Consider the following 22,525-nt stretch of genomic DNA (forward strand, 5'->3'; position numbering starts at 1 on the left):
CGATCATATCGAAATCAGGTTTAAATCAACAAAATTATACAGAGATTTAGGATTTCTGCTGATATTGTTATCTTTTCGAGATTTTTACCCATAATGGGAGAAGGGAAGGAGGTTAGTTTTAGAATTCCCTTAAATTGCCCAAAAATTGACAGCTAAAAATATAATTAAATTATCGTTAAGGTGGTTAAATCGAGATGAAGACACTATTAATTGCAGGAACGGATACAGAGGTAGGTAAAACGGTTTTAACCACTGCTCTAGCCGCTTATTGGCAAACTTATTATAGTCACAAGTCTCTGGGAGTCATGAAGCTGATACAGACAGGAATTGGCGATAAAGAGCATTATCAACAATTATTTGGGGATTCTGCTATTGATATTATTACGCCCCTCTGTTTTCAGACTCCGGTTGCTCCTCCCATCGCCGCAGAAAGAGAAGAACGTCCCATCCCTTTAGACGAGGTTTGGCGGGCTTTGATTTCCTTGCAACAGACCAAAGATTTTGTATTAGTGGAAGGAATGGGGGGTTTAGGATCTCCGGTAACTTGGGAGTTAACGGTGGCTGATCTTGCCGGAGAATGGCGTTTACCCACGGTTTTGGTGGTTCCAGTTAAGTTAGGGGCGATCGCGCAAACTGTAGCTAATGTGGCGTTAGCTCGTCAAAAAAAGGTTAATTTAAAAGGGATTATTTTGAGTTGTTCTTATCCTATTTCTGACCAAGAAATAGCGGATCTGGCTCCGATTAATTTAATTGAATCTTTAACACAAATTCCCGTTTTGGGTAATTTACCACATTTATCAAATATTCAAGATCTCGATAAATTAGCTCAAGTTGCTTCTAATTTAGACTTAGAATTGATAATAACCTTAAGCAGATTTGAGTCATTACAAAACCTTAACTACATTAACTAATGCGAACCTTACATCTTTTATTCGAGGAAATCAAGAGGAAAAGCAACTATCCAAGAATCAGGTGAAGAATTACCTCATAAAATTACCCATGATTCATTATACATTTACAATGAATCAGTTACCTGGAACCCCTACTTTGATTCTCTTTGATAAGCAGCTAAATATTCTATCAGGTTGGTTTGGACATCAGAGTATTGAACAAATAGAATCAGATATCAATCAATGGATGACAGTTATCTAGAGATATGTAACTAATTAAATATATGATGTTTTAGTCCATTTTTCCCATTATTTTTGACATCATACATTAGCTTATCAACCTGTTCTATTGCCTGATCAACTGATTCAGGAAAGCTGTAATATGTCATGGCTCCAATACTAAGACTAATGGGTAATTTTTCTAATTCAATAATGACGAAAAGTTCTTTTTGAATGCGATTTAAAATTATTGTTGCTGCTTCATAGTCTGTTTCTAATAAGATTAAAGCAAATTCATCTCCTCCTAGTCGTGCTAAAATATCTGTCTGTCGAATATTTTTATGGACAGTTTTAGTGATTAATTGTAAAAGATAATCTCCTTGACTATGACCTAAATCATCATTGACTTTTTTAAAGTTATCAACATCAAAATAAGCTAAACTTAAGGGATGTTTGTAACGATGAGAACGCTCAATTTCTGCCTGTAATAGTTGACGGAAAAATCGCTGATTAATTGCCCCTGTTAGTCCATCAGTTCTCGCTAATTTTTTTTCTCTTTCATAGGCCGCTTTAAGTTCTGAAAGCAGATAAGTAATGAGCAGAAAAATAACCAGTCTTACCCCTGTATTCCAAGCAATCAACCAACTATAGGGATATTTATTACTAACCAAATCTGCTAAAAACCAGCTAAAAGAAGACAGTAGAGAAATCAAAATACCAGAACTTCTACCCACAAACCAAGTAACTAAAATAATGGGAATAAAATAGACAATTGATAAAGATATATCAAGTCTAATAAGATAGTCAATAGTTCCAATAATAACAACCAGTAAAAATCCCAAACTAAAAACCAATAACTTGGGTAAATATTCCAATTTCTTGAATAATGTAATGAGCAACTGCTTCATTTTAGTTTATTTATTTTCCTTGATTTTTTGATAATTTTTTGATGATGTTTAACATCAATTGAACCCAAAAAGCAAACAAGCTAATTTTTTTTGATAATTTTAGAATAACTACTCCATTAATTATGATAAACTGAATAAGCTACAAACATTAGTTAATTTTTGATAACTATTCTAATTTCCTATGATTTCTATTAATGAACAACTGAACCATGCTGTTAGTCAAGCTTTAGTCAAAGGGTTTGGCTCTGACTTAAAAGATATTGATCCTCAAGTTGGCCCGGCCCGAGATCTCAGACATGGAGATTATCAAATTAATATTGCCCTTTCTTTAGCCAAAACTTTAGGCAAACCACCCAGAGAAATTGCTCAAATAATTATTGATAATTTATCTTTAGAAAATATCTGTGAAACCCCAACGATTGGCGGCCCTGGTTTTATTAATCTTAAAATCAAACCAACTTACTTAGAAACTCAACTAAAAACCTTACAAAACAATCAGCGTTTAGGGATTGAAAAGAACCCTAACTCTCCCAAGGTAATTGTAGATTTTTCTAGTCCCAATATTGCCAAGGAAATGCACGTCGGCCATCTTCGTTCTACCATTATTGGTGATTGTATTGCCCGCACCTTAGAATTTTCTGGTTATGATGTCTTAAGACTCAATCATGTGGGAGATTGGGGGACACAATTTGGGATGTTAATTACCTATTTAAAAGAGGTTTATCCCGATGCTTTAACTGAAGCAGACGCTTTAGATATTGGCGATTTAGTTAACTTTTACAAACAGGCAAAAAAGCGGTTTGATGAAGATCCAGACTTTCAAGAAACTGCCAGGGAAGCGGTAGTAAAATTACAATCAGGTGATCCCGAAACTCGTCAAACATGGCAATTACTTTGTGAACAATCTCGTCGAGAATTTCAAGTAATTTATAATCGTTTAGATATTAAATTAACTGAGAGAGGAGAATCTTTTTATAATCCCTTTTTAGAAGATGTTGTTAAGGATTTAGAGCAGCAAGGAATCTTAGAAAAAGATCAAGGAGCGCAATGTGTTTTCTTAGAAGGATTTACGAATAAATCTGGTGATCGTTTACCCTTAATTGTGCAGAAATCTGATGGGGGTTATAACTATGCAACCACAGATTTAGCGGCCCTCAGATATCGCATTCAAAAAGATGGGGCAACCCGCATTATTTATGTCACAGATTCGGGACAATCTAACCATTTTGCTCAAGTTTTTCAAGTAGCAAAAAGAGCCAATTTTTTACCCGAAACGGTAGAAATAGTTCATATTCCTTTTGGGTTAGTAAAAGGAGAAGATGGCAAGAAATTAAAAACTCGTTCTGGTGAAACTATTAAACTTAAGGACTTATTAGATGAAGCGATTAATTATGCTCGTAAAGACCTCGAAAGTCGCTTAGAATTAGAAGAAAGAACCGAGTCTGATGAGTTTATTAATAATGTTGCGGAAGTGGTGGGAATTAGTGCCGTTAAGTATGCAGATTTAAGCCAAAATCGTCTCAGTGACTATATCTTTAGTTACGATAAGATGTTAGCTTTGCAAGGTAATACGGCCCCCTATATGCTCTATGCTTATGCGAGAATACAAAGTATTAGTCGAGAGGGAAATATTGACTATGAAAACTTGGGAGAAGCTGCCCAAATTATGCTTAAAGAAGAGACAGAAATTGAGTTAGGGAAATATCTCTTACAACTCAGTGATGTAATTAAGGAAGTCGAAAAAACCCTATTACCGAATCGTCTTTGTGATTATTTATATGAACTCAGTAAAAAGTTTAACCGTTTTTATGAAAATTGTCCGGTGTTAAAATCAGAAGACTCCTTAAAAACATCTCGTTTATTGTTGTGTGATTTAACAGCAAGAACGCTTAAATTGGGGTTATCTTTATTGGGAATTTCTGTATTAGAAAGGATGTAATAATTAAGAATTTTGTAGGGGTTTAACACGGTTAAACCCTTTTATGTAATTCTCTAGTTTTTAAGCTGTTAAAAATTTAATGGAATTTTAAGTTTTACTTAAATCATAATTTAGAAGTAACTCTATATTTGTTAAATTTATGGCCGCATCATCTCGGTGGTCTTTCCTTAAAAAAGAATGGACATTATTCCGTCAACTACGAAAAAATGTCAGTGAAGAAAAACTCTCAGAGAATACTTTATCTGAGAGTTTCATTCAGCAAATTTTAGCCAGTAACTTCTCTATTTTATTAATTCTGGCCACAGCGATCGCCACTTTTGGATTGATTTCTAATAGTGCTGCTACTATCATTGGTGCGATGATTATTGCGCCTTTAATGGGGCCAATTATTAGCCTTGCTTATGCTTTTGTTCTTGTTGAATTTCGACTGATGAGCTATTCTGTCATTGAGCTAATTTTTGGCATTTTGCTAACCATTGCGATCGCTTTTTTTACCACCCAAGTCATCGGGTTTAGAATTCCAGGTTCCGAGATTTTGGCCCGGACTCAACCCACTTTACTGGATTTAGGAGTGGCGATCGCAGCGGGAACAGCCGGGGGTTTTGCCAAAATTCGTCGCAGTGTGTCAGAAGCGGTTCCTGGGGTAGCGATCGCCGTTGCCCTAGTACCTCCTTTATGTGTGGTAGGAATTAGCTTAGCTGTTTATGATTTTCGCCTTGCTACAGGGTCATTTTTGCTTTTTTTGACTAATTTGGTCGGAATTATTTTAAGTGCTGCCTTGGTCTTTCTCTTTGAATCCTATGGAAGTTGGAAAAAAGCAATTTGGGCCTTAGTGATCTTAATAGGGAGTCTCTTAGCGATTACGTTACCCTTAAAATTTTCCTTTCGACAAATGATCGTTGAAAATCAAATTCGTCATGCTTTAGCTGAGTATTCTCGTCAATATTTACCTAGCACAGAGGGAATGATTTCTTCACTAGAAGTTAACTTTCAAGAAAGCAAAGTTTTGGTAATTGCTGATATCATTCTTACCCCTGCAAAACTTAATCAAATTGACCCCAGAGCAAAACTAGAATTAGCTCAAAAATTTCTCATCCAGAAAACTAAACAACCCATTAAGTTACAGGTGAGAATTTTTCCGATGGAGATTCTAAATTATGAGGTTTCTCCAACTTCCAAAACTAATAAGTAGTGGCATCAAATAAAGAGGGCATAATAATATTATGCCCCGATAAAATTCTTAAACAATGTAAGGGTTTAACAGTGTTAAACCCGGATCTGTCCCAATACTACTCGGTTAAGAAATAATTGTTAGTTGAGACAAGGGTGGGAAGAGGGGGAAGAAATTAACACTATCCTCCTACACCTCCCACACTCCCCACACCCCGATTTCCAGAACGTTTTTCACCTTAACCGAGCAGTATTGGGATCTGTCCTTACTCCCATTCAATAGTTCCTGGGGGTTTAGAGGTAATATCATAAACCACACGGTTAACCCCTTTCACCTCATTAACCATGCGGTTAGAGATGGTTTCTAATAAGTCATAGGGAACCTTGGCCCAGTCTGCTGTCATACCATCTTCACTGGTAATTAACCGTAAGACGATAGGGTGAGCATAAGTGCGCTTATCTCCCATCACACCGACGCTACGGACGGGTAAAAGTACCGCAAAAGCTTGCCAAAAATCATGATACATCCCCTGCTTGGCAATTTCATCCCGCACGATGAAATCCGCATCCCGTAAGATGTTCAACCGTTCTGAAGTCACTTCCCCAATGATCCGAATGGCCAACCCAGGGCCGGGAAAGGGATGACGACGGACAATTTCCTCCGGTAAACCAATGGCCCGGGCAACTTTCCGCACTTCGTCCTTAAATAACTTACGGAGGGGTTCAACCAGCTTAAACCGGAGATCTTTGGGTAGTCCCCCCACATTATGATGACTTTTAATCTTAACAGCTACTCTTTCCCCTGTTTTGGGGTCAACATTGGTATCGGCCGACTCGATCACGTCAGGATAAAGGGTTCCTTGGGCCAAATAGTCGAAGGGCCCCAGACGTTTAGATTCTTCTTCAAAGACTTGAATAAATTCATGGCCAATGAGACGGCGTTTCTTTTCAGGATCTGTCACTCCCTCTATTTGTTTTAAGAAGCGTTCCCGCGCATTGACGTATTCAACGGAGATATGAAACTGACGATCAAAAATATCGACCAGTCGTTCGGGTTCCCCTTTCCGCATGAACCCCTGATCGATGAACATACAGGTCAAATTATCACCGATCGCCCGATGAAGTAGAAAGGCTAAGGTTGAAGAATCAACGCCTCCAGAAAGGGCTAATAAGACTTTTTTCTCCCCCACTTTGGCCCGAATTTCTCGGATGGTTTCTTCAACAAAGGCTTCCGTCGTCCAAGTGGGTTCACATTCACAAATATGATAGACAAAATTCCGAATTAGGGCAATGCCACCGATGGAGTGAACTACTTCAGGATGAAATTGCACCCCAAACAGTTTCTTCTGATGGTCGGCGATCGCTGCACAAAGGGTATTTTCCGTATGGGCTAAAATCTCAAAATCCTGGGGGAGACGGGTACAGGAGTCCCCATGACTCATCCACATCGTGGAACCATCTTCGACATTGGTCAGTAAGTCGGTGGGATCGTCAATTGTCAGGGATGCTTTACCATATTCCCCTCGTTTGGCTTTTTCGACTTTGCCTCCCAGTTGTTTTACCATCAACTGCATTCCATAGCAAACCCCTAAGACGGGGATACCCAGTTGCCAAATTTCGGGATCGCATTGTGGGGCGAGATCGTCATAAACTGAGTTGGGGCCCCCAGATAAAATAATCCCTTTGGGGTTAATTTGGCGAAGTTTTTCGGCAGTGGTTCGATAGGGTAATACTTCTGAGTAAACTTGGGTTTCTCTGATGCGACGAGCAATTAATTCTGAGTATTGAGAACCAAAGTCAAGAATGACGATAATTTGGCCTTTTAGACTTTGTTCGAGAGAGGTTGTAGGTACAGTCTCTGAGTTTTGGGGAAGGGAGGGGGTTTGGGTAGTCACGTTTCAACAAGTCAAACAGATAGGGATTGATGGGTAAAACTTTGCTAAGATCACAACCTACTCAAAGCAGATCTTCTATTCTGGTTTGTCGTGGAATAGAGAGATGATCGGTTTAATAATTACAATTAAATATTCTTGCTATTATAGCATTATTTTGCCAATTAGTTGACATTTAGTTATGACTACCTACTTATTTTATTCTACTTTATTCTACTTTTTTCGACAACCAAGAAGGATTAACTTGTTTGATTTTCTGGCATTTTGGGACTGACATCCTCTTGACGTTCTCGATATCATAAATATAGTTGAGGCAAGTAAGAGCCAATAAATTATAAGCAATTTTTAGGGTAAATTTTAATGTTTTTAACTTCTGGAAAAGTTTTTGTGATTCTCCGAAACTATCTGATTCTTGCCTTGTTTGTTATGTTTATTAGTTGGGGATTAACTGATGTTTTTACTAACCCTAACCGTCTCAAACAACAACAATATCTCGATCATTATGGACGCTATTTTAATGCGGGTTTAGTTAATATATTACCAAGGTTACTCCGTTAGTTAAAGTTTACCATGCTCCTTGTTTCTCTTATAAATAACCCTCCTGTTTGTGAGGGTTTTTTCTTATCCTAATAAACGTTTGACCCATTTTAATTTATCATAATAAGGGGGAAATCGTAAATTTGTTTCTAGCCAAAATGAGCGTTTTAAAACACTTCTATAATAGGAAAATGTCTCAAAACTTGCTTGGCCATGATAACTGCCGATACCACTATTTTCTACTCCTCCAAAGGGTAATTCTGGAACCCCTAAGTGCATAATTGTATCATTAATACAAACTCCCCCTGATATCGTTTTTTCTAATACAGTTTGTTGCTGTTTTTGATCATTAGAAAATAAGTAGAGAGCTAAGGGTTTTGGTCGTTCATTGATAAAAGCGATCGCTTCTTCAATATTTTTGTAGGTTAAAACAGGTAAAATAGGTCCAAATATCTCATCTTTCATAATAGGATCTTCCGCAGAAACTTGATCCATAACTGTCGGTGAAATATAATAGTCTTCTGGATTAATTTGACCGCCAATCAAGATTTTTCCTGAGTTTAAATAGGGGATTAATCTCTCAAAATGATGTTGATTGATAATTCTAGCATAATCAGGACTTTGGGCGGGATCGTTTCCATAAAATTCCTTGATTACTTGACAAATTTCCTTGATTAGTTCAGTCTTTATTTGCTGATTAACTAATAAATAATCAGGAGCAACACAAGTTTGTCCAGCGTTGATAAATTTTCCCCAAGTGATACGCTTTGCTGTTTCTTTTAAGTTAATCTTTGTTTCAACAATACAGGGAGTTTTTCCCCCTAATTCTAAGGTGACAGGGGTTAAATATTTAGCCGCAGATTCCATCACAATCTTACCAATTGATGGGCTACCTGTAAAGAAAATATAATCAAATTTTTTCCCTAATAATTCTTGACTGCTTTTCTTACCTCCTTCGATCACTTTTAGATAAAATGAGTCAAAGGTTCTCTCGATAATTTCAGCAATAATTCTAGATGTAGTAGGAGTCATTTCTGATGGTTTAATGATGGCACAATTTCCAGCAGCTATCGCTCCAATTAAGGGTATAATTGCTAAACTAAAGGGATAATTCCAAGGACTAATAATTAAGACAACTCCTCTCGGTTGAGGTTGCACCCAACCTGTAGCGGGTAACTGTTCAATGGGAAGAGAAACCTTTCTCTTTTTCACCCATTTTATTAAATGTTTTAAGGTATAGTTTATTTCTGCTATAGTCGCTCTAATTTCGGCAAGATAGCCTTCAAAATCTGGTTTTCTTAAGTCTTTTTGTAGGGCGTGTAAAATTTCAGTTTCATACTCGTTGATTACCGTTTTAAGCTGTTTAAGCTGTTCTAAACGAAATTGTATATCCTGGGTTTTTCCAGTGGCAAAAAATTGACGTTGTGTTTGAATTAACTGAGGAATATTACTGGCTATTAACATCACTTATGTTTTTCCAAAGTTTACAAAGACAAGGATTTTATGAGTCAATAATATCATAAAATCAATGAGTAGTATCGCTAAAATTAGATAAACAAAATTGAATCCCTTTATCTAACAATTTATGTCCTTCTTCAAGGGTTTCAATCCGAGATCCTTGTTCTCTTAATTCTGATGCACCAGGGAACCCTTTACAATACCAAGTAAGATGTTTTCTTCCCTGATAAATCCCCCGTTTTCCTTTATATTCCCATAACCCTTGGAGATGTTCTTTTGCACATTCTAAACGTTGAATTGCTGTCGGAGGGGGTAAAATATTTCCCGTGTGTAAAAAGTAGTCAATTTCTCCCACTAAAAAAGGATAACCGAGGGTTCCTCTAGAACACATTACCCCATCAGCACCTGTCATTTCTAAACATTTAATGGCTGCTTCAACGGAAAAAATATCTCCATTAGCAATGACAGGAATGGTCAAAATTTCTTTGACTTTTTTAATCCATTCCCAACGAGCAGAACCCTGATAACCTTGGGCGCGAGTTCTCCCATGAATAGTTAACATAGATGCTCCAGAATCTTGCATTTTTTGGGCGAATTCTAGGATATTAATTTCATTATCATCCCAGCCTATTCTCGTTTTTACTGTAACAGGAACCTCAACAGCTTTAATCACTTCTTGAACAATCGCTTGAGCAATATCTGGTTGACGAAGTAAAGAAGATCCACCACCTTTTTTAGTGATTTTATTAACAGGGCATCCCATATTAATATCAATAGTTTGCGCCCCTTCGCCTACAGCTTTTTGAGCCGCTTCTGCCATAAAATCAGGACGACAATCAAATAATTGAATGCTAATAGGTTGCTCATGGGGATCAATCTCCATTAGTTTTGGTAGTTGTTTTAAATGATGGATTTCTGTGGCACTCACCATCTCTGTGTACATCATAGAATAGGGAGCATAACGTCTCGCTAAGCGACGAAAAACTAAGTCTGTTACCCCTGATAAGGGAGATTGTAAAACGCGACTTTTAACCTCAACTGTGCCAATTTTTAAAGGGGTTGATAATTTCTCTTTTAGGGGATAAGATAAAGATACCATTTAATAATTACAGACCATTAAGGATAGGTTATGTCAAGAAAGTGTTATAATGAAAATTATTAGCACTTTAATCAGATTCAGTTCCTCATCAATTATAATGTTTTCCCACCAGAATAATCAGGATTATCCAGAAGTCGTTACTGACAACAAACAAGCTCAAAAAATTGAGGATGAGCCGATACTTTGTCCCCATTGCCGACGTACGGCTAGTAATGGTATTAAATGTAAGGGCATTTGTGTGGCCGATAGCGACTACTAGGTTAAGGTTTCAAAACATCTTGATAAAATGTTACTAATTTTCTAAGGATAAATCATAGATTTGACGACGAGAAAAAGAGGTAAACTGGGCTAACTGACGACTAGCTTGCGATCGCGTCATTCCTTGCTCTAATAATTGTTGTAATTCCTCTTTTAATTGGTCTACCGTCAAATTAAGAGAACTACTTTGAGGACATCCCTCTAAAACTAAAGTAAACTCTCCTTTTATGTGTTGAGAATCTTGGTAAAATAAAACAGCAGCTTCTAAAGTTCCTCGCCAAAATTCTTCATAACGTTTAGTTAACTCTCTAGCCAAACTTATCTGACGATTTTTTCCAAAAACTTCAGCAAATTCCGTTAAAGTTGCTAGAATACGATGAGGAGCTTCATAAAAAATGAGGGTGCGAGTTTCTGTGATTAAATTCGTCAAGCGATCGCGTCTTTCCTTCCCCTTGGTAGGAAGAAAACCTTCAAAAACAAAGCGTTCAGTGGGTAAACCAGAAGCAACTAAGGCCGTCATGGCCGCCGTTGCCCCAGGAATAGGAATGATGGGTATTTTAACTGCAATACAAGCACAAATTAACTCATAACCTGGATCAGAAATACCTGGCATTCCTGCATCACTAACTAAGGCAATACTATCCCCTTGTTGGAGTATTTTTAATAGTTCTGTTTGACGGGCCAAACGGTTATGATGGTGATAGCTGATTTGCGGTGTGCTAATCTGAAAATGCTGCAACAATTTAGCAGTATGACGGGTATCTTCTGCGGCAATAAAGTTGACTGATTGTAAAATTCGGATAGCCCGAAAAGTGATATCTTCTAAATTACCGATAGGAGTTCCCACAAGATAAAGGGTTCCTTGCTGTAAGTTTTCATTGTTCATTATCTTCACTCATGAATGGATTATTTGTCGGTTTAACGACTTTAGATATTATTTATCTTACTGATCATTTGCCTGACCATAATGAAAAAATTGTTGCCATTGATCAAACTATTGCCGCAGGAGGGCCAGCGACAAATGCGGCTATTACCTTCAAATATTTTGGCCATCAAGCAACAGTTTTAAGTGTGATTGGAAATCATCCCATTAGTCAACTGATTTGTGCAGAATTAGAAGATTGTTACATTAATGTTTTTGATCTCGAACCTTTTTATCAAAATCCTCCCCCTGCTTCTTCAATTATTGTTAATCAAGGGACAGGAGAACGGGCAGTGATTTCCATTAATGCTACCAAATCTCAGGCAAAAGTGGGTAAATTATCCTTAGAAATTTTACAAGATATTGACATAATTTTAATTGATGGTCATCAAATGACCGCAAGTCAAATTATTGCCCAAAAAGCCCAAGAAAAAGGTATTCCTGTTGTTATTGATGGAGGAAGTTGGAAACCTGGCTTTGAGAAGGTTTTACCCTATGTTGATTATGCCATTTGTTCGGCTAATTTTTATCCGCCTAATTGTTCTAATACTCAAGAAGTATTTGATTATTTAAAACAAAAATCAATTCCTTATATTGCCATCACCCAAGGAGAAAAACCCATTCAATATTGGACTAAAAAAGGAGCAGGAATGATTGATATTCCACCGATTAAAGCTATTGACACTTTAGGGGCAGGAGATATTTTTCATGGGGCGTTTTGTCATTTTATTTTAGGCTATAATTTTGTTGATGCCCTGGCTAAATCTTCTCATGTTGCCTCGGTTGCTTGTCAATCTTTTGGCACTCGTCAATGGATGTCCGTTACAAAAAAAACCTAAGTATGAAGACTTCACTTTCTCAAACAATTTTGCTTGAAGACTTGCTTAAACTCCCTAATATTGATGAGTCTTTAGCTGGTTACGACGCTAAGTTTTAAGCAGAAACCACGCGATCTCGTCCCTGACTTTTCGCTTGATATAAAGCAATATCAGCCGCATGAAATAAGTCTTCTGGTGTTTCTCCATGATTAGGAAATACAGCAACTCCTAAAGAAATGGTAATTGTTCCTAATGATTGATCACCATATTTAAGGTGTAAATTTTTAACCCCTTGACGGATTTGTTCGGCTCTTTCTTTGGTATTTTCTAGAGAGGCATTGGCTAAAATAATGGTTAATTCTTCTCCCCCAAAACGGCAAGCAATATCAGATTGACGGATATTATCCTTAAGAAAAGTCCCAATTGTTTGTAACACTAAGTCTCCCGCTTCGTGGCCAAAAGTATCATTAAATTTTTTAAAGTTATCCACATCAATCATAATAATTCCTAGAGGCTGATTTTCTCGACTGACACGATGGACTTCTCTCACAATAGATGCCTCTAAATAACGACGATTAAACAGACCAGTTAAAGCATCACGAAAACTCTGATATTGTAGGGTTTCTCTTAGTTTTAGATTGGCTAAAGAAATGGCAATTTGCTTAGATATTGCCTCTGCTAAACGTTTTTGACAAGGGGTTATAGAATCATTTAATGGTAAGTGTAAATAGGTTAAATCGTTAAATCAGCAATTCTTTGCGTAAATCGTTGATTTTCCCGCAAGGCAGTTTCAACTTGCTGACGTTCTTTAATTTCAGTTTGTAATTGTTGATTAGTTGCTTCCAGTTCGGCGGTACGTTGTTGAACTCGATTTTCTAATTCTTCATTGAGTTGACGGACAATTTGTTCTGCTGTTTGACGTTCTTTAATTTGTCCTTCTAATTGATGGTTTAATACTTCTAATTCCTTGGGAGAAGGTAAGGCTAAGGCTTTGGGAACTAAGGGAATGAGGGCAATGGCAGTATAAATTGAAATCATTGCCGTAAAAGCTTTAACGGTTCCTGATAGCCAATAAATCGGGTTCCATAATGTCAAGATGTTAAATATATGGGTAGTGCCACAGGAGAGGATAAAAGCCCCAAATAGGACTACAATGCCTTTAAATGGCATATCCTCCCGTTTACGGATAAAATAGAGCAAAATTAGGGGAATAGAGTAATAAGCTAGGGCAATTAAGCCATCAGAAATAAGGTGTAACCCCACTAAAGAAGGTTTCCACAAGTAACAATGTCCATGAGGAATATAAGTTTCAGACAATAATCTTTGGGTAAGAAAATCCCACATAATCGCTAATTGACTCTTAATTAAATTTTACATTCGGAACTCTATATTAATAATGATAGTTTAAATCGTTGTTAACTCAAGAAATAGTCTGAATTTTGTCAATAACTACTCCATAATTGGGAAAAATAATCTCCGTATAAACCCTGAGAATCCTGAAATGCTTATCTAAATTATTGAGACTTATTCAAACCCAAGCTCTAGTTGTCTCCTCTCTTGTGAAAATTCTTAAACAAAATTTTGAGAGGGAGTTTAATTTAATGTTATAATCAAAGAAAAATAACACAGAATAATCAATTTTTTTAGGCGATAAAATGGCAAATTTTTTATTTGTTACTGATCTTGACCATACTTTAATCGGTGACGATATTCCCTTGAGTCTTCTTAACAAAATTTTAAATAAGAATCGCACTGATTATGGTACAAAAATTGTCTATTCTACAGGGCGATCGCTGTATCGATATCATCAACTGATTCAGGAAAAATCAATTTTACCACCGGATAGATTAATCACATCTGTGGGGACAGAAATCTATATCAACCCATCTGATCATAACTTTGATTTAGCTTGGGCCAATGAGGTATCAGAAGGATGGGATCGGGAGGGAATTTGTGCTATCGCTAGTCATTTTTCTGATTTATTATTACAACCCCAATCAGAACAAACTCCCTTTAAAATAAGTTATTATTTATCTGAGTCTATTGCTGATGAAATCATTCCCCGTTTAAAATCAGATTTAGCTCATCATAATTTACTAACTCAAATCATTTATAGTGCGAGTTATGCCCTAGATATTTTACCGATCAATGGCGGCAAAGGTTCAGCTTTACAATACTTACGAAATAAATGGGGAATTGCGGCTGATAAAACAGTAGTTTGTGGGGATTCAGGTAACGATATTAGTTTATTTCAAGGAGAAGAAAGGGGGATCATTGTTGGCAATGCTAAACCTGAACTGCTTCAGTGGTATTATAATCATCAAACCCCATTTCGTTATCTCGCTAAAGATCATTATGCAGCAGGAATCTTAGAAGGATTAACCCATTTTGGTTTTATTCAATAATCATTATATTTATCATCTGTGATTAGCTATCTTAAAGGCAACCCCGTCGAAATAATCAAGAATACTAACCAGCGAATTGTGCTGGTTTTAGACGTAAATCAGGTGGGATATGAAATACAAATACCCTCTCGAATGGCGCGACAATTATCCCAAGATAAACCCAAAATAATTCAAATCTTTACTCATCTACAAATTAGAGAAGATCAGCAAATTTTGTATGGTTTTTCAACAGCATCAGAACGAGAATTATTTCGTCAATTAATTAGTGTCAGTGGTATTGGCGCACAATTAGGTATAGCCTTAATTGACACATTAGGATTAGAAGAATTAGTGCAAGCCATTGTCACAGGAAATATTAGAATTTTATCCCAAACCCCAGGCGTAGGAAGAAAAACAGCCGAACGTATTGCCTTAGAATTAAAAACGAAACTATCTCAATGGCGGCAATTAGTTGGGGTAACAGTAACAACATCATCGGCGATGCCATCCTTAGACATTTTAGAAGATATTGAGATGACCTTATTAGCTTTAGGTTATACTAATGAAGAGATTAATCAAGCAATTTCTACCTTGAGTCAAGATAATCTGATGTTAAAAAATACCAATACAGAAGAATGGATTCGAGAGGCGATCGCTTGGTTAAGTCAAGGGACTTCTTAAACATAATCAATTATTTAAACGATGGCAATGTCTAGAATACAACAATTAGAACAATATACCCTTAAACATCCCCAAGAAGTCTTATTAATTACCCTTGAAATAGATGGAGAAGGGGATCAACTTTTAATTTTCAAAGGATTTTCTAGTTCTTTAATGCGTCCCACTGACTTTGATCCCGATGTTCCCATGTTATCTGATGACGCAATTATTATTAGTATTGATCGGTTAATGAGTCCTTATAATCCTAATAATCCTAACTATATCCAACAAGGATTAACTTGGGAACAAATGCAGATGATTTTATAATTAATATTCGTGACTGAATCAAGTGCTATATTTTGGCGATCGGATCAAAAAAGAGGGACGAAAGATCGTCCCCTAATGATCTTTTAAATCACTGTCCCATCAGGAATAATGGCATTTTTGATCACCACAACAATGCCATTACGAATATAGAACCCTTCGTTTTCACGATTAGATTCTTCCACGTTTTCCTTATTAACAATAGAGACATTGCGACCAATACGAGCATTTTTATCGATGATAGCCCGTCGGACGATGCTACCTTTACCAATCCCCATGGGAATCTTACCCTGATCGTCGAGAGATTGTCTCTCCTCTGGAGACTCATAAAAATCCGACCCCATAACCATCGTATCTTCGATGACACAATCAGCTTCAATGCGACTGCGAATCCCTAAAATTGAATTATGAATGCGACAATCTTTAATAATGCAGCCTTCACTAATCATGGATTCAGTTATGTTGCAGTTAAGCACCTTGGTAGGGGGCAAATAACGCGCACGGGTATAAATGGGAGCTTTTTCATTGTAAAAGCTAAAGGCAGGGGTTGGCTGACGATTAAGAGCCAAATTAGCCTGATAAAATGCGTCAATGGTTCCAATATCTTCCCAGTACCCTTTAAATAAATAGGCCTGTAGATTGTAGTCCTTAGAAGAACCAGGAATAATCTCCTTGCCAAAATCCGTTTGTTCAGGGTTATTTTTGAGCAGAGTAGTCAACACTTCCTTTTTAAAGACATAAATACCCATAGAAGCAATATAAGGACTTTCCTTAGCTTGTTCTTGGTTTAACCCTAAAACAGTCGTATCAACCTGCATTTGTTTCAATTCTTCCCCTTTGGGTTTTTCTGAAAAATCAATGACTCTGCCATGATCATCAATTTTCATTAACCCGAAACTAGAGGCCCGTTTTTCATCAATAGGAACCACCGACAAAGTAATATCAGCCCCCGTTTCTCGATGTCGTCGGACAAAATCACTATAGTCCATACGATAGAGATGATCGCCAGACAAGATCAAGTATTCATCCACATCCCAATCTTCAAACAACCAGAGATACTGACGCACAGCATCCGCAGTTCCTTGAAACCAACTGGGGTTTTCCGTTGTCTGTTGCGCTGCTAATACTTCTACAAACCCATCACTAAAGGCTGAGAAATTATAAGTGCGTGTCAGATGTCGGTTAAGGGAAGCGGAGTTAAACTGAGTTAAAACGTAGATTTTGAGTATTTCTGCGTTAATACAATTACTAACGGGAATATCAATTAGGCGATATTTACCCGCCAAGGGAACGGCGGGTTTGGCCCTTAACTTGGTTAAGGGATATAAGCGCGAACCTGCGCCACCACCGAGTATGATTGCTAGAACTTTCTTCACAAAATAACCTCTCGACTGCCTGTTACACCTCTCAAGTCAAGTTTAGAACTGAGGGGGACATCTGGGAAGTATGGGGAAGGAGGGAGTGAGGGAGTCTATCAGAAACCCCTAAGAAAATCCCAAAATCAAGATGATTAAGCAAACATTGATTAACTGAAGGAAACAAAAGTTAACCTAAAGCAGTCACCAGATCTGGCTCTCGTTAACCACCTAACGAATCAATGCACCTTCTCAGTAAAATTGTTCTATCTAGTCTCTTCTTCACAAGCTCTCTTGTGATCCCCTTCCCTTCCTTCTCTGAGAGCTGCGCAGGTGCAGCTTGGGGGGCGGAAATTAAAACCTTTGGTCAAAATGGTACTAACGCCCAAAATGGGTCGTCAGGACAAGCTGGAGACAATAGCGAAAATCTGACCATTTTTGCTGATGGTTCTCCTTTAACCCTCAATTTAGTGGGGGAAAATGGTCAACCGGGGGAAAACGGTAAATCAGGGGAAAATGCCCAATGTGACAATCAACCTGTTGGGGTTAAATATAACCTGCAGGCTCCCAGTGGGGGAAATGGCGGTATTGGCGGAAATGGGGGAGATGGGGGCAATGGTGGCTCTTTAACCATCTATGCAACGAATCTTTCTGAACTCCGACAAATTTATGTTAATGCTGCGGGAGGAAAGGGAGGACAAGCGGGCCAAGGGGGAGACGGTGGGGACGGATGTAACTGTACAGAACCCTATTGGACCCTAGAAACCTGTAGGGGCAATCCTGGAGACGCTGATTACCGTTGTACAACCCTAGAATTTCGTTGTCAAGATGGGAGAAAAGGCTCGAAGGGTGCGACTGGAGTATTAGGAAGAGAAGGGTTGCCAGGAAAATTAACCTTAATTAATTTAGATAAGCCCCTAGAACCGGATAAACCTGCGGCAACGGTGACGATGGGAAATTTAAAAGATAAGGGATATCTTCTCTCTAAAAATATTTGGGAAACCCGCAACGGAGCATCAGGGTTATTTGCACCAGGTTCCCTAATAGAAGATCAATATTTAGCTTTGGTACAACGATTAGAACGCTCTTTTTTATTAATTTGGAATGCACCCCAACCTTTTAATAAATTTGCTGAGCAACAAGTTACTTTAAAATATGAAAATGATCAGGGAATTACGGTTGATCCCCCTCAAGATCTTTGGATAGAAGCAACGACACAACAGAGGAATAATATTACTCAATTTATCGTTTATAATGCCATTCCCAGAGCAGATGCCACCCGCTTAGAAAGTCAGAAATTATCAGGAAAGGGAACAGATATGAAATTAACTTTAATTGATAAAGCGGATCAATCTAATTTAATTGCGACTAAATTTAAAATTGCCTATAGTATTACTCGTTCTGACCCCCGTTTTCGTCCCGTTTCTGATTATAGTACCAAATATGAGGGAGAAATTCCTGAAGATTTAGTTGTGCTTGATGGCAATAAATTTACTATTAATGTTGGTAAATTACCGATTGATCCTAACTATTTGCGGTCAGGATTAGGGGTAGAAATTAAGCTCGTAGCAACTCGAACTTTTGCTGGTTACACAGCAGAACAAACCCTGACAGTTACAGATGTTATTGGGCCATTTCAATAAGAAACACCCTAAAAAGGGTGTCCCTAAGCTAATACGCATTTTAAATGTGTATTAGCAAGGCAAAAGGCAAAAGGGAAGTGGATTACAGCCTGTTTTATTAATTTAAACAATACGCAGTTTAAATGCACAACAGCTTACGCGGGCTAAATTTATTCTGTGGCATCGCTTATTGTTACAGCTTTAGTGGCAGCTTCAACAACTCGTTGTAATTGTGCTGTTAAGTTGCCTTGTTGGGGACTTGCTTGATTTAAAAGTGTATTCACTGTCTTAAATCCTGGATCAATTATTTCATAAAGATCTGGTGCAATTCTCTTAATAGTTCCCCCAAAGGTAAACCATTTCTTTTTGGCACTTTCAAAAGGAGTTTTCGCAGCTTGATAATTACGGGACTGAACGGATGATAAGGTTTGATCTAATTCATCTTTCATCGTCCTAATCGTTTTTCTGCGAAAGGCAATTTTTTGGGCCGTCGTTGGAGAATCAGTCATGTTTCAAAATTTACTCCATGTAGATTGATTTATTATGCCAATCATAACATCTGCTTCCCCAGCTTGACTTAGTAAGGCTTGTTAATGATAATTAGTCCCTTAACAACCCTTAATTTCTATAAAAATTGATGTTGTTTTTTCATTGGCTGACTCATTAATGATAACAAGTCTTCATATTTATCCAAAGTTTTTTCAAAATCATAATATTGTTCAGCATATTTTCTTCCTTGTTTGCCTAAAGAAATGACGAGATTGGGGTCAGAGTAAAGCTGCTCAATTGCTTGTGCTAAAGCATCCGAATCTTCTGGGGGAACTACAATTCCTCCCCCACTATTTTCAATCGCTCTTGCTGCCGTTCCCTCCCCAGGAACCGAGGCAATAATGGCGCGACCACTTGCTAATAAAACTTGAATTTTTGAGGGCATATTAAAGGAAATAACATTGCTTTTTTGCATCACCATTCCTATATCAGCTGCGGCTAACATTTCAGGTAATTTATGTCTGGGTTGAAAGGGTCGTAAAATAACATTATGAGCTTTTTTTCTTTGACAATATCTCTCTAAGCCTTCTAAAGCTTCTTCCTTACCCACAATAACCACGGCCAAATCAGGAATATGTTCTAATTTAATAGCGGCATCAATTAAAATTTCTAAGGGTTGTGTTAAAGCAATATTGCCTGAATATAAAACCACAAATTTTCCTTCTAACCCGTTTTCTTGACGAAAATAATTATTCTCTTGGGGAAGGGGTTTAATAAAATTGACATCCACCCAATTGGGAACTTCAATTATTTTATTTTCAGGTACTCTTTTTTCTAAGAGGTTTTTAGTAAATCCGTCACTAATAACACTAATTTTTGTGGCAGTACGATAGGCAAATCTTTCTAACCACTGAAAGAGACGAATCATTTTTTTACTACGAATTAATCCCACATGAATCGCAGCATCAGGAAGAATATCTTGTAAATTTAATAAAATAGGGGTTCGATATAACCAGCCCAAAATAGCCGCAGGAACACAAACAGGTAAGCCAGGAATCGTTAAAAAAATTACATCAGGACGAGAGCCTTTTAACGCTTGTAAAAAACTCAAAACCATAAAGCTAATTTCAAAAAAAGCGCGATTCTTAAAATTTCTTTTACGGCGAATCCAAACAAAACAACGTTGAATTTTTACCCCATTCTGCTTTTCTGTTAAATATAACTTGCCTCGATAGTCTGGCGCAATCTCACTTTCTGGATACCAAGGCATTGCCGTGACTACCCTCACTTGGTGTCCCCGTTTTGCTAATCCTTCTGCTAATTCTGTCATCAAAGGCGCAATACCAATGGGTTCTGGATGATAATTGTAAGAATAAATGAGGATTCTCATATGAATAGTTATAATTTAGGGAAATTAGGGAAAAATAGGTTTGAGCAGCGGATTGATCCGTCAGTTACTCGTTGTTAATCATAAAGCTTGTTGGCTGAAAGTTGAATTTTTGTAAACTACTGACTTTTTTTCATTCAAACCTAATAATTAACAAAGGTCAAGAAGTTTTTTACGGAATTCCCTTTACACTAAAAGCACAAGTCCCATTAATCAGGGTAAATCTCCTGATCTGGAATTCAAGAAAATTTATCCTCATCAAAGCTTAGGGAGGTCTTTAAAATGCTGTTTCAATTACGCCAATTTTTCGCGGTTTTCCTGGTAAGTACCCTATTATTTCTCTCTTCTTGTGCCACACAAGCTCCCTCACGGTTTGAGCAAGCACAACAAGAAAGCACTCAACGGGGTGCAAGTGCGGTGGTTCGTGAATCTGAGTCTGGGGGGAGTTTTAATCGATTTTTTCCCCCTTCTAGTGCTGGTTATGAGCGTGTTTATACCCAGGAGAAAAAGGGGTTTGCTGAAGCTAAGTTGAAAAAAGATGGCAAGGAAATGGCCGTGATGGCTATTTCTGATACTCTTAATAATCCCAGTGCTGTGACGAAATTTGAGAAAAGTAGCCAAAAAATTGGGGGTTATCCCGCTATTTCTCAAGGAAGCACCGCAACGGCTGTTTTAGTCGCGGGTCGTTTTCAGGTTAAGGTACTTTCTCGTGATCCGGCCTTTAGCGAAAGCGATCGCCAAGCTTGGTTAGAAATGTTTGATTTTAATGGGTTAGCTAGGTTGAAGTAGGGGCTAAGGGCCGTTGTCCCCTAAAACTTTCCCAAAGATTTCTCCATCATTTTTAAAGCTACTTTTAAATTGGCTTGTGTCCAGAGTAACGGGGTGGCATCTCCTGGAAAATAACCACCCTGTTTTAAGTAATATAATTCAGGACATTTTAAACTGCCAAATTGACTATCCGATGCGGTTAATTGTCCTAAAGAACGGTTTAAATAGTAGGTTTGTTTTTCGAGATATTTGGGTTGATGGGTTTGTTGAAATTTGAGTCCAAAAATAGCAGAAATAATCGGGTCGAAAATACACCATTGTGCTTCTTGTCCTGCTCTTAGTTCTCGATTATTATCTTTAAACCATTGTTCTCTTTCGGCAGAAATAGTAGTCCGAATGGCTTCAGGAATTTCTTGATAATCTCGACACCAAAAAGAATCTCCTAAATATCTTCTAATCCCATAATCTCCCTGTAAATTATTGATGACATTATTAACAATTATTTCAGCCATTTCTCCCTGAATGATTTGTAAGGGATAAATTAAAAATAATAAAGCAGCATCATATTTTCTTGTTTGAGGAGGAGCTTGGATAGATTCATAAGGTAATATTGTATGGAGAACTTCTTGACCTTTATCAATTAATTTATCTAACAGTTCCAAGGGATAAATATTAGTTTTGTTTTGAAAATAAACCTGATCAGATGTTTCTAAAATCAGTAATTTTAGCTCTGTTAAAGCTGCCACCACTACCCCAATACTAGAAGCTTCAATTTTGCGGTCTTCTTCCCAATGACCACTATCCTCATCTTCCCAATAAGAAATAGTCTCAAAATAGAAAGGAAAAAGAGCTAAAATTTCTAGTTCATCAGGATTAGGAATAAAAAGTTTTTCTCTAATTAACTTACAAGTAAACCAAAGAAAATATCCCAAGGCATCATTTTGAGCATGACTCCATTCTTGGTTTATTTCTTCTAAAGTTTCCCCATTAAAGCGAATATGGGGACGTTTCATAACCTCATTTTTATTGACTTTTCCCTCAATAATATCTTGAAAACGGTTTTGATGTTTCTGGAAATATTGAATTAAAGTTTTAATTGTTTTGATAGCAATCTCTGTTTGCTGACAAAAATAGTGTGTATAAGCTAAATAAATATTATCTCTGACCCAAACATTCCTATAACCAGTGTAGGCTGTTTTATCTACCACAGCCGCCGCCGGAAATAAACCATTTTCTAGAGGAGAAAAACTCAAGGTCATTTGACGATCTAGAAAGGCCGTAATTCCCTCAATATCCTGTAAGGAATAGTGAAAACCCATGAAATCTAATAGGGTTTGATTATGAATAATCAGCATTTTTTAAGTTAGACTTGATTAGGCAATTATTTCAGTTAGGTAAATACTATGGTAACTTGTTGTAGGGGCTA

23 protein-coding genes are annotated in these 22,525 nt (G+C 37.3%); 12 read left to right on the forward strand and 11 right to left on the reverse strand.

Going from position 1 to position 22,525, the window contains the following annotated elements; genetic code table 11:
• The first annotated feature begins 194 nt into the window (after positions 1–194).
• Positions 195–911 (forward strand): dethiobiotin synthase, encoded by a 717-nt coding sequence (bioD, locus tag VB715_RS15745; RefSeq protein WP_323302167.1) that lies wholly within the window; start codon positions 195–197, stop codon positions 909–911.
• Positions 912–1,020: 109 nt separating this feature from the next.
• Positions 1,021–1,152, forward strand: coding sequence for a hypothetical protein (locus tag VB715_RS15750; RefSeq protein ID WP_323302168.1), 132 nt, complete (start codon positions 1,021–1,023; stop codon positions 1,150–1,152).
• 10 nt (positions 1,153–1,162) lie between these two features.
• Here the strand turns inward: VB715_RS15750 and VB715_RS15755 are convergent, their stop codons facing one another.
• Positions 1,163–2,017: a diguanylate cyclase gene (locus VB715_RS15755; RefSeq protein WP_323302169.1), complete on the reverse strand. Its 855-nt coding sequence runs from the start codon at positions 2,015–2,017 to the stop codon at positions 1,163–1,165.
• Positions 2,018–2,198: 181 nt separating this feature from the next.
• Here VB715_RS15755 and argS point away from each other — a divergent pair, with 181 nt between their 5' ends.
• Both argS and VB715_RS15765 read left to right on the forward strand, forming a co-directional pair.
• Complete coding sequence (gene argS / locus VB715_RS15760; protein WP_323302170.1) at positions 2,199–3,956, forward strand: arginine--tRNA ligase; 1,758 nt, start codon at positions 2,199–2,201, stop codon at positions 3,954–3,956.
• 139 nt (positions 3,957–4,095) lie between these two features.
• Positions 4,096–5,148, forward strand: coding sequence for a TIGR00341 family protein (locus VB715_RS15765; protein ID WP_323302171.1), 1,053 nt, complete (start codon positions 4,096–4,098; stop codon positions 5,146–5,148).
• 244 nt (positions 5,149–5,392) lie between these two features.
• On the opposite strand, the gene guaA is transcribed toward VB715_RS15765, so the two are convergent.
• On the reverse strand, positions 5,393–7,021 hold the full coding sequence (guaA, locus tag VB715_RS15770) for a glutamine-hydrolyzing GMP synthase (RefSeq protein WP_323302172.1): 1,629 nt from the start codon (positions 7,019–7,021) through the stop codon (positions 5,393–5,395).
• A gap of 357 nt (positions 7,022–7,378) precedes the next feature.
• Between guaA and VB715_RS15775 the strand changes: the two genes are divergently transcribed.
• Positions 7,379–7,576 carry a hypothetical protein gene (locus VB715_RS15775; RefSeq protein WP_323302173.1) on the forward strand — a complete coding sequence of 66 codons (198 nt, stop codon included), beginning with the start codon at positions 7,379–7,381 and terminating at the stop codon, positions 7,574–7,576.
• A gap of 63 nt (positions 7,577–7,639) precedes the next feature.
• Here VB715_RS15775 and VB715_RS15780 read toward each other — a convergent pair whose 3' ends face one another.
• Both VB715_RS15780 and dusB read right to left on the reverse strand, forming a co-directional pair.
• Entirely contained in the window at positions 7,640–9,019 is a 1,380-nt protein-coding gene (locus tag VB715_RS15780; protein WP_323302174.1) for an aldehyde dehydrogenase, read from the reverse strand.
• Between the two features lie 61 nt (positions 9,020–9,080).
• On the reverse strand, positions 9,081–10,112 hold the full coding sequence (gene dusB, locus VB715_RS15785; RefSeq protein WP_323302175.1) for a tRNA dihydrouridine synthase DusB: 1,032 nt from the start codon (positions 10,110–10,112) through the stop codon (positions 9,081–9,083).
• Between the two features lie 97 nt (positions 10,113–10,209).
• Here dusB and VB715_RS15790 point away from each other — a divergent pair, with 97 nt between their 5' ends.
• Positions 10,210–10,371: a hypothetical protein gene (locus VB715_RS15790; RefSeq protein ID WP_323302176.1), complete on the forward strand. Its 162-nt coding sequence runs from the start codon at positions 10,210–10,212 to the stop codon at positions 10,369–10,371.
• Positions 10,372–10,404: 33 nt separating this feature from the next.
• On the opposite strand, the gene rsmI is transcribed toward VB715_RS15790, so the two are convergent.
• Positions 10,405–11,256, reverse strand: coding sequence for a 16S rRNA (cytidine(1402)-2'-O)-methyltransferase (gene rsmI / locus VB715_RS15795; RefSeq protein ID WP_323302177.1), 852 nt, complete (start codon positions 11,254–11,256; stop codon positions 10,405–10,407).
• Positions 11,257–11,267: 11 nt separating this feature from the next.
• Here rsmI and VB715_RS15800 point away from each other — a divergent pair, with 11 nt between their 5' ends.
• Positions 11,268–12,131 carry a sugar kinase gene (locus tag VB715_RS15800; RefSeq protein ID WP_323302178.1) on the forward strand — a complete coding sequence of 288 codons (864 nt, stop codon included), beginning with the start codon at positions 11,268–11,270 and terminating at the stop codon, positions 12,129–12,131.
• A 94-nt stretch (positions 12,132–12,225) separates the two neighbouring features.
• Here VB715_RS15800 and VB715_RS15805 read toward each other — a convergent pair whose 3' ends face one another.
• Together VB715_RS15805 and VB715_RS15810 are read right to left on the reverse strand one after the other, a co-directional pair.
• Positions 12,226–12,813: a GGDEF domain-containing protein gene (locus VB715_RS15805; RefSeq protein WP_323302227.1), complete on the reverse strand. Its 588-nt coding sequence runs from the start codon at positions 12,811–12,813 to the stop codon at positions 12,226–12,228.
• Between the two features lie 29 nt (positions 12,814–12,842).
• Entirely contained in the window at positions 12,843–13,454 is a 612-nt protein-coding gene (locus tag VB715_RS15810) for a hypothetical protein (protein ID WP_323302179.1), read from the reverse strand.
• Positions 13,455–13,765: 311 nt separating this feature from the next.
• Here VB715_RS15810 and VB715_RS15815 point away from each other — a divergent pair, with 311 nt between their 5' ends.
• The 3 genes from VB715_RS15815 to VB715_RS15825 are packed head-to-tail and all read left to right on the forward strand — an operon-like array spanning position 13,766 to position 15,481.
• A complete protein-coding gene (locus VB715_RS15815; RefSeq protein ID WP_323302180.1) occupies positions 13,766–14,515 on the forward strand; it encodes a sucrose-phosphate phosphatase in 750 nt (249 codons plus the stop codon).
• Between the two features lie 18 nt (positions 14,516–14,533).
• Positions 14,534–15,175, forward strand: a complete 642-nt coding sequence (gene ruvA / locus VB715_RS15820) for a Holliday junction branch migration protein RuvA (protein ID WP_323302181.1) — start codon at positions 14,534–14,536, stop codon at positions 15,173–15,175.
• 21 nt (positions 15,176–15,196) lie between these two features.
• Positions 15,197–15,481, forward strand: coding sequence for a hypothetical protein (locus tag VB715_RS15825; protein ID WP_416336944.1), 285 nt, complete (start codon positions 15,197–15,199; stop codon positions 15,479–15,481).
• An 83-nt stretch (positions 15,482–15,564) separates the two neighbouring features.
• Here the strand turns inward: VB715_RS15825 and VB715_RS15830 are convergent, their stop codons facing one another.
• Positions 15,565–16,854 carry a glucose-1-phosphate adenylyltransferase gene (locus VB715_RS15830; protein WP_323302182.1) on the reverse strand — a complete coding sequence of 430 codons (1,290 nt, stop codon included), beginning with the start codon at positions 16,852–16,854 and terminating at the stop codon, positions 15,565–15,567.
• Between the two features lie 221 nt (positions 16,855–17,075).
• On the opposite strand from VB715_RS15830, the gene VB715_RS15835 reads away from it, so the two are divergent.
• Positions 17,076–18,476 carry a collagen-like protein gene (locus VB715_RS15835; protein WP_323302183.1) on the forward strand — a complete coding sequence of 467 codons (1,401 nt, stop codon included), beginning with the start codon at positions 17,076–17,078 and terminating at the stop codon, positions 18,474–18,476.
• A 149-nt stretch (positions 18,477–18,625) separates the two neighbouring features.
• Here VB715_RS15835 and VB715_RS15840 read toward each other — a convergent pair whose 3' ends face one another.
• Together VB715_RS15840 and VB715_RS15845 are read right to left on the reverse strand one after the other, a co-directional pair.
• Positions 18,626–18,964 carry a hypothetical protein gene (locus VB715_RS15840; RefSeq protein WP_323302184.1) on the reverse strand — a complete coding sequence of 113 codons (339 nt, stop codon included), beginning with the start codon at positions 18,962–18,964 and terminating at the stop codon, positions 18,626–18,628.
• 116 nt (positions 18,965–19,080) lie between these two features.
• Positions 19,081–20,334 carry a WcaI family glycosyltransferase gene (locus VB715_RS15845; protein WP_323302185.1) on the reverse strand — a complete coding sequence of 418 codons (1,254 nt, stop codon included), beginning with the start codon at positions 20,332–20,334 and terminating at the stop codon, positions 19,081–19,083.
• A 279-nt stretch (positions 20,335–20,613) separates the two neighbouring features.
• Between VB715_RS15845 and VB715_RS15850 the strand changes: the two genes are divergently transcribed.
• Entirely contained in the window at positions 20,614–21,120 is a 507-nt protein-coding gene (locus VB715_RS15850) for a hypothetical protein (protein WP_323302186.1), read from the forward strand.
• A gap of 20 nt (positions 21,121–21,140) precedes the next feature.
• On the opposite strand, the gene VB715_RS15855 is transcribed toward VB715_RS15850, so the two are convergent.
• On the reverse strand, positions 21,141–22,454 hold the full coding sequence (locus VB715_RS15855; protein ID WP_323302187.1) for a glycoside hydrolase family 15 protein: 1,314 nt from the start codon (positions 22,452–22,454) through the stop codon (positions 21,141–21,143).
• Between the last annotated feature and the right edge of the window lie 71 nt (positions 22,455–22,525).

This window comes from Crocosphaera sp. UHCC 0190, from assembly GCF_034932065.1.
Classification (GTDB): domain Bacteria; phylum Cyanobacteriota; class Cyanobacteriia; order Cyanobacteriales; family Microcystaceae; genus UHCC-0190.

What these genes read in the sequence shown, in the direction of transcription:
- bioD (WP_323302167.1), top strand. Translation starts at nt 195, where the DNA reads ATGAAGACACTATTAATTGCAGGAACGGATACAGAGGTAGGTAAAACG.
- VB715_RS15750 (WP_323302168.1), top strand. Translation starts at nt 1,021, where the DNA reads ATGAATCAGTTACCTGGAACCCCTACTTTGATTCTCTTTGATAAGCAG.
- VB715_RS15755 (WP_323302169.1), bottom strand. Translation starts at nt 2,017, where the DNA reads ATGAAGCAGTTGCTCATTACATTATTCAAGAAATTGGAATATTTACCC.
- argS (WP_323302170.1), top strand. Translation starts at nt 2,199, where the DNA reads ATGATTTCTATTAATGAACAACTGAACCATGCTGTTAGTCAAGCTTTA.
- VB715_RS15765 (WP_323302171.1), top strand. Translation starts at nt 4,096, where the DNA reads ATGGCCGCATCATCTCGGTGGTCTTTCCTTAAAAAAGAATGGACATTA.
- VB715_RS15775 (WP_323302173.1), top strand. Translation starts at nt 7,379, where the DNA reads ATGTTTTTAACTTCTGGAAAAGTTTTTGTGATTCTCCGAAACTATCTG.
- VB715_RS15780 (WP_323302174.1), bottom strand. Translation starts at nt 9,019, where the DNA reads ATGTTAATAGCCAGTAATATTCCTCAGTTAATTCAAACACAACGTCAA.
- dusB (WP_323302175.1), bottom strand. Translation starts at nt 10,112, where the DNA reads ATGGTATCTTTATCTTATCCCCTAAAAGAGAAATTATCAACCCCTTTA.
- VB715_RS15790 (WP_323302176.1), top strand. Translation starts at nt 10,210, where the DNA reads ATGTTTTCCCACCAGAATAATCAGGATTATCCAGAAGTCGTTACTGAC.
- rsmI (WP_323302177.1), bottom strand. Translation starts at nt 11,256, where the DNA reads ATGAACAATGAAAACTTACAGCAAGGAACCCTTTATCTTGTGGGAACT.
- VB715_RS15800 (WP_323302178.1), top strand. Translation starts at nt 11,268, where the DNA reads ATGAATGGATTATTTGTCGGTTTAACGACTTTAGATATTATTTATCTT.
- VB715_RS15810 (WP_323302179.1), bottom strand. Translation starts at nt 13,454, where the DNA reads ATGTGGGATTTTCTTACCCAAAGATTATTGTCTGAAACTTATATTCCT.
- VB715_RS15815 (WP_323302180.1), top strand. Translation starts at nt 13,766, where the DNA reads ATGGCAAATTTTTTATTTGTTACTGATCTTGACCATACTTTAATCGGT.
- VB715_RS15825 (WP_416336944.1), top strand. Translation starts at nt 15,197, where the DNA reads ATGGCAATGTCTAGAATACAACAATTAGAACAATATACCCTTAAACAT.
- VB715_RS15835 (WP_323302183.1), top strand. Translation starts at nt 17,076, where the DNA reads ATGCACCTTCTCAGTAAAATTGTTCTATCTAGTCTCTTCTTCACAAGC.
- VB715_RS15840 (WP_323302184.1), bottom strand. Translation starts at nt 18,964, where the DNA reads ATGACTGATTCTCCAACGACGGCCCAAAAAATTGCCTTTCGCAGAAAA.
- VB715_RS15845 (WP_323302185.1), bottom strand. Translation starts at nt 20,334, where the DNA reads ATGAGAATCCTCATTTATTCTTACAATTATCATCCAGAACCCATTGGT.
- VB715_RS15850 (WP_323302186.1), top strand. Translation starts at nt 20,614, where the DNA reads ATGCTGTTTCAATTACGCCAATTTTTCGCGGTTTTCCTGGTAAGTACC.
- VB715_RS15855 (WP_323302187.1), bottom strand. Translation starts at nt 22,454, where the DNA reads ATGCTGATTATTCATAATCAAACCCTATTAGATTTCATGGGTTTTCAC.